Source organism: Terasakiella pusilla DSM 6293, assembly GCF_000688235.1.
Taxonomy (GTDB): domain Bacteria; phylum Pseudomonadota; class Alphaproteobacteria; order Rhodospirillales; family Terasakiellaceae; genus Terasakiella; species Terasakiella pusilla.
Genome location: NZ_JHYO01000005.1, coordinates 47,377 through 60,803, shown reverse-complemented (window position 1 = coordinate 60,803; position 13,427 = coordinate 47,377). Strand labels below are relative to the sequence as shown.

10 protein-coding genes are annotated in these 13,427 nt (G+C 47.9%); 9 read left to right on the top strand and 1 reads right to left on the bottom strand.

Features of this window, described 5'->3' with window-relative positions:
• Window positions 1-6: 6 nt before the first annotated feature.
• A complete protein-coding gene (locus Q397_RS0104605) occupies window positions 7-1,887 on the bottom strand; it encodes a PAS domain-containing sensor histidine kinase (protein ID WP_169737972.1) in 1,881 nt (626 codons plus the stop codon).
• Window positions 1,888-2,123: 236 nt separating this feature from the next.
• On the opposite strand from Q397_RS0104605, the gene Q397_RS23870 reads away from it, so the two are divergent.
• The 9 genes from Q397_RS23870 (at window position 2,124) to Q397_RS0104560 (ending at window position 13,386) form a co-directional block, all read left to right on the top strand.
• Window positions 2,124-5,081, top strand: a complete 2,958-nt coding sequence (locus Q397_RS23870; protein ID WP_169737971.1) for a bifunctional diguanylate cyclase/phosphodiesterase — start codon at window positions 2,124-2,126, stop codon at window positions 5,079-5,081.
• Window positions 5,082-5,164: 83 nt separating this feature from the next.
• Complete coding sequence (locus Q397_RS0104595) at window positions 5,165-6,265, top strand: ATP-binding protein (RefSeq protein ID WP_051609715.1); 1,101 nt, start codon at window positions 5,165-5,167, stop codon at window positions 6,263-6,265.
• Between the two features lie 146 nt (window positions 6,266-6,411).
• A complete protein-coding gene (locus Q397_RS0104590; RefSeq protein ID WP_028878404.1) occupies window positions 6,412-7,443 on the top strand; it encodes a PstS family phosphate ABC transporter substrate-binding protein in 1,032 nt (343 codons plus the stop codon).
• Between the two features lie 87 nt (window positions 7,444-7,530).
• Window positions 7,531-8,913: a phosphate ABC transporter permease subunit PstC gene (pstC, locus tag Q397_RS0104585; protein WP_028878403.1), complete on the top strand. Its 1,383-nt coding sequence runs from the start codon at window positions 7,531-7,533 to the stop codon at window positions 8,911-8,913.
• Window positions 8,906-10,192: a phosphate ABC transporter permease PstA gene (gene pstA / locus Q397_RS0104580; RefSeq protein ID WP_051609714.1), complete on the top strand. Its 1,287-nt coding sequence runs from the start codon at window positions 8,906-8,908 to the stop codon at window positions 10,190-10,192. Before pstC ends, pstA begins: the two co-directional genes overlap by 8 nt.
• A gap of 103 nt (window positions 10,193-10,295) precedes the next feature.
• Window positions 10,296-11,069, top strand: a complete 774-nt coding sequence (gene pstB, locus Q397_RS0104575; RefSeq protein WP_240475027.1) for a phosphate ABC transporter ATP-binding protein PstB — start codon at window positions 10,296-10,298, stop codon at window positions 11,067-11,069.
• 9 nt (window positions 11,070-11,078) lie between these two features.
• Entirely contained in the window at window positions 11,079-11,789 is a 711-nt protein-coding gene (gene phoU, locus Q397_RS0104570; protein ID WP_028878400.1) for a phosphate signaling complex protein PhoU, read from the top strand.
• A gap of 5 nt (window positions 11,790-11,794) precedes the next feature.
• The gene (gene phoB / locus Q397_RS0104565; protein WP_028878399.1) at window positions 11,795-12,484 is read left to right on the top strand and encodes a phosphate regulon transcriptional regulator PhoB; all 690 of its coding nucleotides are present in this window, start codon (window positions 11,795-11,797) and stop codon (window positions 12,482-12,484) included.
• 41 nt (window positions 12,485-12,525) lie between these two features.
• Entirely contained in the window at window positions 12,526-13,386 is an 861-nt protein-coding gene (locus Q397_RS0104560) for a DMT family transporter (protein ID WP_028878398.1), read from the top strand.
• Window positions 13,387-13,427 lie beyond the last annotated feature (41 nt).

Below are 13,427 nucleotides of genomic sequence, written 5' to 3'. Positions count from 1 at the left end.
GAAATGTCATTCACAATCTCCCATCAAGGGGAGATAGATTGACAGACAGGCGCCGCCTTTATCGATGTTTTGCGCAGTTACGAAACCGCCGTGATTTCGAACGATACGTTCCACAACAGACAGGCCAAGGCCAGACCCGTCGGTTTGCGATTTGGTGGTAAAGAAAGGATCGAAGATCTCGTTTAGGTAAGCTTCATCGATGCCGGGGCCCGTATCGGTTACGCACAATTTGGCGTAAGTGCCTTCTGGGATTTCAAAACGATTGATATAATCGCTGTGTTCGTCAATGGGGAAACAGCTGAGCAAAAAGTCGATATGACCATTACGTTCACCGATGGCTTGTGCGGCATTGGTCCCCACATTCATGACAATTTGATGGATTTGATCAGGATCTGCCATACAGGGGAACTTCTTGTCGCTATAGTTTTCCTTAATCGTAATGGTGTGAGGCACGGAAGAGCGCAAAAGCTCCAATGTCTCTGCAATCTCTTCACGTAAGTTTAGCGCGATAAACTCACTGTCTTCCGGGCGTGTATAATCCAGAATACGTGCAACAAGACGTCTCGCCCGTTGTGCTGCTTGAAAAATATGCTGGAGGTTCTTTTTGTAATATTCGTTTTCCTCCGCATCCTCGATCAGTGCTTCACTTACCAAAATGATAGGAGACAGAAGGTTATTAAAATCATGAGCGAGGCTGCCGGCCAACTGTCCCATCAGTTCTTGTTTTTGTGCTTGAAAGAGCTGCTTTTGCAATTGCAGTCGATCTTCTTCCCCCAAGCGAACATCTGTCAGATCATACGCCGTGACGATAAATTGTGTCTGGCCTTGTTCTTCAAATCGCGCGACGTTAAAGCCGGTGGGATGCAACGCACCTTCTATGGATTGCAAGTTTCCTTCCATATGGATGGACTGTCGATGGGGCGAGTTGCTCAGGATATCAACCGGACTGACTTCCAGATCAAAATCCGCAATATCACAAAAGAGTTTACCCAATAATTCGTGGCGCTTATGCTGTAGCGTCTCGCAAATCTTTGGGTTGACGGCTAATATGCGGCTTTCGCTATCAAGCAACATAATCCCTTCACGGGCTTCATCGACCAAACTACGATAGCGCTTCTCACTGCGTTTCAAGGCGTTTTGAGCTTGGTATTGCAATGTAACATCATGGAAAATGACCACAATCATTTCTTCTGAGGCGATTTTCACCGGACGGCCCGTAATTTCGACAATGGTTCCTCGCCCGGATTGGCCAATGATCGTGCTTTCGACCTGACTGTTTTGGCCCCATAACATTCCCTGATAATGTCCCATCATGGTTTCCAGATCTTCTGGGGCATGGATGTTGTCGACGCTGAGGCGGGGAATGTCGTCTTCCGCAACTTCAAACAGTTCCGCAGCTTTTGCGTTTCCTTCAAGGATGGCCCCGTTTTGTGAGATCAAAACAATGGCGTCGCCCGCACTTTCCATAACACCGCGATATTTGGAAAGGGTATCGATCAAGGAAGCCCGTTCTGCATATTCTTGTGTCTGATCTTGAATGTAACCGCATACAAGATGGGTATCGGCATCATAATTAGCATGAACCATCACAGGCACCGGACGGCCTGTGGAAGTTAAAACCTGCGTTGCTAGTCGGAGTTGACAATGATCATCCGTTAGCTTTTCCAATGAGGCGTGGAGGACGTTTTGATCTTCAGGGTGGATAAACCCGATTAAGGTCTGCAGGGTGGGTTGTTCAGTTGTCTCTTTAACGTCCAAGATCTCGCGTAATTTAGCAGACCACCAGAAATCACCGGTTTCAATATTCCATTCAAATATACCGATGCCGAGGCTATTTTCGATTTGTTTACGACGATTTAGCTCATTTGCAGATGTCGGGGTCTTCATTTTTATATTTTCAATACTATTATTAAAGTTATTACCATTATTATTCATTGCCTTAACGTCGTACAAGGTTTTAAAAGGTTTCTCGTCTCCGACAAAAATCAACTACAGGCTTGGATGTATAGCTAACAAAGTGTAGCTTAAAGAGATTAGTCAAGAAAGGGCACAAAATGGTTTTCCGGTTTACTCCGGTCGTTTTATTCTTTTTTCTCGGCGCTTTAATGAGCGTGGGAAGTTATTTGCTTTGGACTTCGTACAAGAATGCCGAGACAGCCCTTCAGTTTGAACAAATTACGCAAATTGACCAAACCCACAAACTTGCGGAACAGCATTTCAATTACCGCTTAAACGAAAGCCGTCATATGCTGGAGGCGATTGCCAAAACTTTTGATGCCAATCGCAGTGTTTTTTCGCCCCAGTTTTTGCAAGATATTATAATTGATTACGTCATTGTCTTTGAAAAAAATATCGAGGGCGATATCAAAGTCCTTGAGTCCTTTGGTCTTTTTGATGAGCAGAATTCCAAGCCTCTGTTCAAGAATGATAAGTTTGTATTTGAGAAATCACGTCGCGGCCAAAGCCTGGCCTTTCAGTTTCAAGAAGTGCATGAGGAAAATGGTCAGCTCGTTGGGATGCGTATTTTTAAAGCCGGTGTTTATTTAAAAAAGAATTCCCCTCTGGTAAATGAATTGCGCAGCGTCAGCGGTGCCAGTGCTCATATGATCATGTCTGATGATACGGTTTTTGTGGAATCTACTTCCCTCGAAAATGGTGTGGCAGAGGTACGTGACGCCGTTCTAGAAAAACGCGAGACTATCTTTTCTACAAAAGAGAATATCTTTAGCGGAGACTTTCATCCCCTCAAAATCAAAGATGGCCCCCAAGGTCTTTATCTTGTTTCTGTTATGACCTCGCAAGGGACCCAAACATGGGGGGAGACGTTTAGAGGTTCGGTTATCTTTGGAGGACAAGTTGTTTTACTTGCCGCCATCCTTGTTACGTTGTTATTGCGCAAGATTACCAACAGCAACCTCAACAAGCTTTTAAGCTTTGCCCATGCCGTCCAAAATGGTGACACCAAGCGGCTCTATCAAAAGGGAAGCATCTACGAATTTAATCAGGTTGGTGAAGTCATCACAGGCATGGTGCATCATCTGTCGGCCAAATCAAAATATATTGAAGATTTGGTCAACGCGACGATTACGCCAACCTTCGCCTGGGATGACAAAGGGAATATCACCTTATGCAACCATGTCGCCAAAGATCTGTTTGATCAAATCGATACCATGGAAGATATTCATCTCTTCTTTAAGCGACAGAATAATTCCCAAATGATTCAGGCGCTTGAAAATGCGGCAAATGGCAAACCCTTTTCCTCCCTTGAGACGGTTATTCGCCTAGAGGGCAGCCTGCGGCACTACGTGTGGAACTTATCACCGTTACATGACCGTTTTGGCATCATTATCGGTGGGATTGCCCAAGGTCAGGATGTGACTGATCGCCGCTTGGCAGAACGGCGTTTACGCCTGTCCGCAAAAGTTTTTGATAGTACAATCGAAGCGATTATGATTACCGATGATAAAGGGGATATCGTCGATGTAAACACGGCCTTTACAGATATTACCGGATATTCGCGCAATGAAGTGATTGGGCAAAACCCGCGCATGATGAAATCTGGCCGTCATTCTGAAGAGTTTTACAACACCATGTGGTCCGACCTTATGACCAATGGGTTATGGCGTGGTGAGATCTGGGATCGTCGTAAAAACGGGGATGAGTTCCCCAAGATGTTATCCATCAGTGCATCACGCAACGAAAGTGGGCGTGTAACCAATTATGTTGCCGTTTTTTCAGATATTACCAACAAAAAAGAAAGTGAAGAAAAGCTGGAACAATTAGCCCACTTCGATCCGTTGACGGGCTTGCCTAACCGTGTCTTGTTTCATGATCGTCTCTATACCTCCCTCGCACGTTCCAAGCGGGAGAAAGAGCATATGGCGGTCCTGTTCGTCGATTTGGACCGCTTTAAACAGGTAAACGATTCCCTTGGGCACAGGGTAGGTGATTTATTGCTGAAGGAGGTCTCCAAGCGGCTTAAAACAAGCATCCGTGAAATCGATACAGTCGCGCGATTGTCCGGGGACGAGTTTACAGTGATTTTAACCGATCTCACATCGGATGAGGATATCGAGCTGGTGGCCTCACGGATCGTGAAATCCGTTGGGGCACCTTACTTCTTTGAAGGACATGAACTCTTTATTTCTGCGAGTGTAGGGATCGCGATCTATCCCACAGATGGTGACAGTTCTGCCGATTTGCTTAGAAATGCAGACGTTGCCATGTATCACGCGAAAGAAAAAGGACGTAATAATTACCAGTTCTTTAATCTGTCGATGAATGATAAAGCGCATAATCAGCTTTCTATGGCAAACAAGCTTCGTATTGCGATGAATAAAAATGCCATCATTCCGCATTATCAGCTAAAGATCGATAGTGTTACAGGAAAGCCCGTCGGTGTTGAAGCCCTTGCCCGCTGGACGGATGACAACGGTCAACCCATTTCCCCGGCAGAATTTATTCCTGTGGCGGAAGAGAACGGACTTATCGTCAAACTTGGTAAATCCATTATTCAACAGACCTGTTTTCAGGCTCGAATGTGGCAGGATATGCAGTTTGATTTCGGCTCCATCGCGATCAACCTTTCAGCACAGCAGTTCCGTGATCGTAACTTGATCAATGATATCAAAGAGGCCATTGAAGATCATCGTATCGTGCCCACCTGCCTTGAGGTTGAGGTCACAGAAAATATGATGATGGAAGATGTGGAAGGCGCGATCCAAATTCTTGCCGACCTGAAAGATATGGGGATGAGAATTTCCATTGACGATTTTGGCACCGGATATTCGTCATTGAGCTATCTGAAGCGTTTCCCTGTAGACACCTTAAAAATTGATCGTAGTTTTGTGCATGATATTAAACCGGGCAATGATGATGCAGCGATTGTGTCGGCCATCGTATCTATGGCCCATGAACTGAAGATTGATCTGGTCGCAGAAGGGGTCGAAACAAAAGAACAGGTTGATTTTCTAAAGTCCATTGGGTGTACGGTCGTGCAAGGGTTCCTGTATGGAAAGCCATGTCATGGTGGGCAGGTACCTCTGCAATGGGCGAGAATAGAAGAAGAATTTTCACAATAGGCTGTGCGCGTCATAAAACTGAAATGAAATTGACATATAGTGTGCTGCAATTTTTCCCTTCACTTTTCAGCAGAGTAAGCATCGTGTTGTTTCGTAAGAAAAAGGTTGAGCCTGTTCTTAAACCAGAAAGGCCGAAAGAAGTTGCGGCCATTAATGAAACCGGGGCTGTGATCGCGGCCTTGGCGGACCCTATTTTGGTTTTGGATAACCAGCGGGTTGTCAAACATGCCAACAAAGCGGCACTCAATCTGTTTGGGCGCGTGTTGATTGATAAAAACATTGTTCAGTGTTTACGCCAACCCAACGTCATTGATGCCGTTGAAAAGGTTTTCGCGAGTAAAAAAGACTGGATCGGTGAAGCCAAATTTCCAGCCCCTGTTGAGCGTCACCTGAGTATTCATATTGCCCTCATCGGTAATGGGGAAGGCGTGGTTTTAACGGTGCGCGACACCACCTTGGTTAAACGTACCGAAGAAATGCACAGCGACTTTGTGGCCAATGTCAGCCATGAGCTTCGTTCCCCCTTATCCGCCCTTATGGGGTTCATCGAAACGCTTCAAGGACCGGCACAGGATGACCGCGAAGCCCGTGAACGGTTCTTAAACATTATGATTCAGGAAGCCAATCGTATGGCCCGCCTGATTGATGATCTTCTCTCTCTGTCGCGTGTCCAGATTCAAGAACATGTGGCGCCGGATGATGCGGTGAATGTCACTGTCGTTTTGCAAAATATTACTGATATCCTATCGCTCAAAGCTATGGATCGTAATATGAAACTCAACCTGAATGTCCCGAATAATCAGGCATATTGGGTGCAGGGCGATTCAGATCAGATCACACAGGTCTTTCAAAACCTAATTGATAACGCGATCAAGTATGGCAAACCGGATACGTCGGTTGATATTGCCATTCGTACCCTCGACAGGCTACCAGATCGCAATGTGCCCGGCGTCGCGGTTGATGTGCGCGATCATGGCGAAGGCATTAATGAAAAACATATCCCGCGCCTCACAGAACGTTTTTACCGGATTGATAAAGCCCGTTCCCGCACCATGGGAGGCACGGGGCTTGGGCTCGCCATTGTGAAGCATATCATTGCCCGCCACCGTGGTCGCTTGCATGTGGAAAGCAAGTTGGGCAAGGGAACGATTTTCAGTGTCAGCTTGCCGGCAAAAAACAACTGATTTTGCCGCCTGTCATCAAACTGTAATAGTTCCGTCATAAAATCGTATCTAAGGAAGCATAGGTTGTTTTTCACGGAAGGCACGTAGTCGACGGTTTTCCAAAGAACAACGTTTCATGTTTTATTATAATATCGGAGATACTCCAAATGAGCATTAAGAAGACGCTTGCTGTTGCAGCACTCGCTTCTGTTTTGGCCGCAGGCGCCGCTGAAGCACGCGATCAAATCCGTATCGTAGGTTCTTCTACTGTGTATCCTTTTGCAACATCTGTTGCGGAAACATTCGGTAAAAGCACTAGCTTCAAAACACCTGTGATCGAATCTACTGGTTCTGGCGGCGGCTTCAAGCTGTTCTGTGCTGGTGTTGGTGAAGAACACCCGGACATCACAAACGCGTCTCGTGCGGTTAAACAATCCGAGATCGAACGTTGTGCGAAAAACGGCGTTGAGAAAATCACCGAAGTTAAAGTTGGCTACGATGGCATCGTTCTGGCGAACTCTAAACAAGGTAAGCCGCTGGAAATCACACGTAAGCAAATCTTCCTTGCACTTGCGAAAGACGTTCCGAACGCAGAAGGCAAACTGGTTCCGAACCCGAACCAGAAATGGTCTGACGTAGACCCGTCTCTGCCGGATATTAAGATCGAAGTTCTCGGCCCACCGCCGACCTCTGGTACACGTGATGCATTTGCTGAACTGGCCCTCGAAGGTGGTTGTAAGCAATTTGATGATATCAAAGCCATGAAAAAGACTGACAAAAAGAAATACAAAGCTGTTTGTCATTCTGTTCGTGAAGATGGCGCCTACATTGATGCAGGTGAAAACGACAACCTGATCATCCAAAAATTGAACGCGAACCCGGACGCATTCGGCGTATTTGGTTTCTCTTTCCTCGACCAAAACTCTGACTCTGTTCAAGGTTCCCTGATCGACGGTAAGGCACCGGAATTTGAAGCCATCGCTGACGGTTCTTATCCTGTTTCCCGCCCGCTGTTTTTCTACGTGAAAAATGCACATGTTGGTCAAGTACCGGGTATCCTGGAATATTTGGCTGAGTTCACTGCGGACAAAGCGTGGGGCGACGAAGGTTACCTGACAGACAAGGGCCTGATCCCGATGCCTGTTGAAGAGCGCGCTAAGTACAAAGCCGCTGTAGAAGCACTGGGTGCTGGTAGCTAAGCTAGTCTACGATCTAGCGGCGGTTTTTAATGGCCGCCGCTTTTTCGTGCTTATTTTTTTATTCCTTTTAAAGTTGTGACAGCATAGATGCAAACTACGATTTTCACATTTACAGTCCTGCTTTTAGCCTTGATCGGCTATTATATGGGACGTTCGCGCGCCGTATCCACGGTGGGCGGCGATATTCGTAAATTACATTCCTTACCGCGTCACTATGGTTATTTTGTTGCCATATGGTGTGGTGTTCCGGCCCTTGTCTTGTGCGTTCTGTGGACTTTATTTGAACCGCAAATCGTAAACTCGCTCGTGTTATCGGGTGTTTCAAGTCTGGATCCAGACGCTTCAAGCGCTGTTGTTTCACGTGTTCTGAGTGACATCAAATTCCTTGCCTTGAATGGCACTGGCCGTGGCGCAGATGATCCCTCTATGATCGCTGCGGCTGCCCATTACAGCCACCTCAAAAGTGTTGGCACGGCAAGTCTTGCGGTCGCAGTTATTGCTTTCTCCATTATCGGACTTGTGATAGGTCGTCGTCGGATTGGCGCGGAACTCAAAGCACGCAATCAGGTTGAAGACATCATCCGTTTGGTGTTGCTGGCCAGTTCTATTGTAGCCATTTTAACGACAATCGGGATTGTTGCGTCCTTGCTGTTTGAAGCCATTCGCTTTTTTGGCAAAGTTCCGTTCACAGACTTTTTGTTCGGTCTGGAATGGAGCCCGCAGATTGCTTTGCGTAAAGATCAGGTAGCGAGCCAAGGTTCCTTTGGGGCTGTGCCGATTTTTGCTGGTACATTGCTGATTTCGTTCATCGCGATGTGTGTTGCGGTTCCTGTCGGTTTATTGTCCGCGATCTATATGTCTGAATATGCGACCCCTAAAGTGCGTGCGTTCGGCAAACCCATGCTGGAAATTCTGGCTGGTATTCCGACCGTTGTTTACGGCTTCTTCGCTGCGCTCGTGGTCGCCCCGCACATCAGAAATATTGGCGATAGCTGGGGGATCGATGTGTCTTCTGAAAGTGCATTGGCAGCCGGTTTGGTGATGGGGGTTATGATTATCCCGTTTGTCTCCTCATTGTCTGATGATGTTATCCGTGCTGTCCCTCAGTCCTTGCGCGATGGCTCTTACGCCTTGGGCGGTACCAAATCTGAAACTGTTTTAAACGTTATTTTACCAGCAGCCTTGCCGGGTATTGTCGGCGGTGTGATGCTTGCGATTTCCCGTGCGATTGGCGAGACCATGATTGTGGTTATGGCCGCCGGTCTAACCGCAAACCTGACGGCAAACCCCTTGCAGGCTGTCACGACCGCGACGGTGCAGATGGTTACCTTGCTGGTCGGGGATCAGGAATTTGATAGCCCGAAAACACTTGCAGCTTTTGCACTGGGCCTTGTCTTGTTCTGCGTTACACTATGTCTCAATGTTGTTGCCCTTCGTGTGGTTGCCAAATACAGAGAAAAATATGACTGAGTTAAAAGAATCTATGAAAAAGGCGCGCGCGCGTTTGAAAAAACGCCACGCCGCCGAAACACGCTTCAAAGCTTTTGGTATCGGTGCTCTGGCTTTTGCTTTTCTTTGTGTTGTCATGCTGTTTACCAGCATCATCTCAAACGGTTACACAGGCTTTCGTCAGACCTATGTGCAGATTGATGTCTTTATGGATGAAGGTATCATTGATCCTAAAGGTGATCGCGATGAAAAAGCGCTGCGCTCGGCCGACTATGCCAAGATTGTACGCCAGTCCTTGTACGACAAATTCCCTGAAGTAACTGCCAGACGTGATAAACGGACCTTGGCAAACCTTGTTAGTTCAAGCGCTGTGTATGATCTGCGTGACATGGTCCTAGCCAACCAGGCCGTCATCGGGCAAAACCTTTCAGTCTGGGTCATGGCCTCCGACGAAGTAGATATGCTTGTCAAAGACGTGTTCAAACGTGATGAGCCGGAAAACACCCGACCGATTACCAACATGGAAATTGCTTGGGTCGAAAAACTGGAAGCAGAAAACCGCGTTGAAACACGCTTTAACACAAACTTCTTTGTGGCGGGTGACTCGCGGGAGCCGGAACAAGCCGGTATCCGTGGCGCATTGATTGGCTCGGCATTGACAATGCTGGTGACCTTGGCGCTCTCGTTCCCGCTGGGTGTTATGGCAGCGATCTATCTGGAAGAATTTGCACCGAAAAACAAGTTCACCCATATTGTCGAGGTCAACATTAATAACCTTGCGGCTGTGCCTTCCATCGTGTTTGGTCTGCTGGGTCTTGCGATCTTCCTCAATTTGTTTGGCATGCCGCGCTCGGCGCCGATTGCGGGTGGTTTTGTGCTGGCCTTGATGACATTGCCGACAATTATCATTGCCTCACGTGCTGCCCTTAAATCCATTCCGCCGTCCATTATGGAAGCTGCAATTGGGGTAGGGGCATCCAAGATGCAAGCAGTGTTCCACCATCAACTGCCGCTGGCGTTGCCCGGCATTCTGACGGGGACAATTATCGGCATGGCGCAAGCTCTTGGGGAAACCGCCCCTCTCCTTATGATTGGTATGGTCGCGTTTATTGCGGACGTACCGGGCACGCCGTTTGACCCTGCAACAGTTTTACCGGTTCAGGTTTATCTTTGGGCAGACAGCCCGGAACGTGCCTTTGTAGAAAAGACGTCTGCTGCTATTATGGTGTTGCTGGGCTTCCTCATCACTATGAACGCACTGGCAGTCCTTCTGCGTAAAAAGTTAGAACGACGTTGGTAATATGGAAACGAAAGTTATGAAACCAATGACTAAAGAAAATGCAATTGATATCGACAACTCGCTCCATATCAATAACGAGATGACCAAGCCAGATGTGACTTCTATGAAGATTCCGGCTGATCAAGTGAAAATCAAAGCAGAAGACGTGCGCGTTCGTTACGGTGATAAAGAGGCCCTTTTCGGGATCAACCTTGATATCCCGAAAAGCAAAGTGACCTCCTTCATCGGCCCGTCCGGTTGCGGTAAATCAACGTTCCTGCGTTGTATTAACCGTATGAACGACACGATCGACAACTGTTCTGTGTCCGGTCAAATCCATATGGATGGGGTTGATATCCTGTCCAAACAGGTGGACACGGTTCTGTTACGTGCCAAAATCGGCATGGTTTTCCAAAAACCGAACCCGTTCCCGAAATCCATTTATGACAACGTAGCTTACGGCCCGCGTCTGCATGGTCTGGCGACCAGCAAATCCGAAATGGACGAGGTTGTAGAAACCAGCCTTGAAAAAGTAGGTCTGTTGAAAGAAGTCAAAGATCGTTTGCTGGAACCCGGTACAGGTCTTTCCGGTGGTCAGCAGCAGCGCCTATGTATTGCGCGTGCGATCGCAGTTGACCCTGAAATTCTGTTGATGGATGAACCTTGCTCTGCGCTTGACCCGATTGCGACGGCCAAGATTGAAGAACTGATCGACGAACTGCGTGGTTCATATACAATCGTCATCGTCACACACTCCATGCAACAAGCTGCGCGGGTGTCACAACAAACAGCCTTTTTCCATCTCGGAAATTTGGTTGAATACGGCGAAACAGAACAAATTTTCACTTCACCAGAAGATGAGCGTACCAAAGGCTACATCACAGGCCGTTTCGGATAAGGGCATCCCATGAACACCGTTGAACATACAGTAAAATCTTACGATTCTGAACTTACGCAGCTCGATAACGCCATTGCCCGTATGGGCGGCTTGTCAGAGTCTCTGTTGGGTCGTGCCTCCGAAGCTCTGGTCAAACGCGATACAGCCTTGGCCGCAGACGTTATCCATGACGATCTTAAAGTCGATGAGCTGGAAATGGAGATCAACTCCGAAGTAACGCGCATTCTGGCCTTGCGTCAGCCGGTTGCGGATGATCTGCGTGCAGTAATCGCGGCACTTAAGACATCTTCTGATCTGGAACGTATTGGCGATTTGTCTAAAAACATCGCAAAACGTACCATCACGCTTTCCAACACAACACCGATCGGTGCTGTTCACACAATCGCGCGTATGGCGTCGTTGGTTCAGTCCATGATCCATAACGTACTGGACGCCTATCTGGAACGTGACGAGCGTAAAGCCATCGACATTCGCCAGCAGGATGAGGTTGTGGATCAGCTTCACACAAGTCTGTTCCGTGAACTGCTGACTTATATGATGGAAGACCCGCGCAACATCACGCCGTGTACACACCTGCTGTTTATCGCCAAAAACGTTGAACGGGCAGGCGACCATGCGACAAACATTGCGGAAAATGTGCATTTCCTCGTTACAGGGAAGCACCCTAAAGATGAGCGTCCAAAAGACGACGACACAAGTTTTGAAGGCCTTGAAGAGTAAAAAGTATGAACCCGTTAGTTTTAGTGGTTGAAGACGAACCGCCGTTGGCAGAACTCGTACGCTACAACCTTGAGAAAGAGAATTTTCGCGCTTTATGCGTTGGTGATGGCGAAGAAGCGATGTTGTTGGTGGAAGAGGAAGAACCCGATCTGATTATCCTTGATTGGATGCTTCCTGGCCTCAGCGGTATTGAAGTTTGCCGCCGTCTGCGAGAACGTAAATCTACAAAGTCCCTGCCGATCATTATGCTGACTGCCCGTGGCGAAGAAACAGATCGTATCCGTGGGCTTGATAGTGGCGCAGACGACTATATCGTTAAGCCGTTTTCACCGAACGAACTCATCGCGCGTGCAAAAGCAGTCTTGCGTCGTGCGAGCCCGGCTTTAAGCGAAGATAAACTGTCTTATGAAGATATCTCTATGGATTTATCTGAACATAAGGTCCTTCGTGATGAAACGCCTGTGCATTTGGGTCCAACCGAATACCGCCTGTTACGCGTCTTGATGGAGCGTCCGGGCCGAGTCTTTTCTCGCGAGCAACTGTTGGATAAAGTCTGGGGACGTGACATCCACGTGGAAGTCAGAACCGTGGATGTACACATCCGTCGACTGCGCAAAGCCTTGAGTGTAGACGAGAAACCAGATTTCATCAGGACGGTCCGTGCAGCGGGTTATTCATTAGACTCAACCGTATAATCCATGCATAGTCCGCGCATGATGTGCTTAGGACTAAAAATATGAACCCCCGTGATTTTCTACTCGCGTTATGCGTTGTGGTTTTCTGGGGGTTTAATTTTGTCGCAATCAAATTGGCTGTGACAGAAATCCCCCCGCTGACCTTGTCATTTTTACGATTTACGATTACCGCGCTTATTCTGCTGCCGTTCTTTCGGATCGATATTACTCAGTTTAAATCGGTCTTTTTTGTCGGGATTGTCCTCGGGATCGGTCACTTTGGCTTCTTGATGGTGGGGCTAAGCGGGGCGGACGCGGCGACCACAGCCTTGTTGATCCAGCTAGGCGTGCCTTTCAGCTCCATCCTCGCCGCCATCTTTTTTAAAGATAAACTGGGGTGGAAGCGCAGTCTCGGGATGGGTCTTGCTTTTGGTGGGGCAGCTTTGCTTGTGGGCGAACCACAGGGGGGCACACCCTTTGCCATCTTTATCCTGTTCATTTCCGCTTTTTGCTGGGCATGGGCGAATATCCTGATCAAAAAGATCAACCACATTCCACCGCTTGCCATCATTGGGTGGATGGGCCTGTTTGCCAGCCCCTTTATCGCCGCACTTTCCTTTATGCTGGAAGACAACCAGATGCAGGCTGTGCAGGCCGCAAGTCTGCAAGCATGGGCGATGCTGGGCTATACGATTTGTTTTTCGTCTTTGTTAGCCTATCATATCTGGTATTCCCTGATCGGGCGGCTGGATGTCAATCAGGTCGTGCCCTTTACCATGCTTTCGCCGGTAATTGGGGTTGCTGCAGGGGTGACATTGCTGGGGGAAGCCCTGACCATTTATAAAATAATCGGCGGTATGCTGACCCTTTGTGGGGTCGGGATCATCCAGTTGCGCCAAGGGAAAAAGACACTGAAGCCCTGACAAGTCACTTGAAGAAGGCTATATTTAGCACATACTGATTT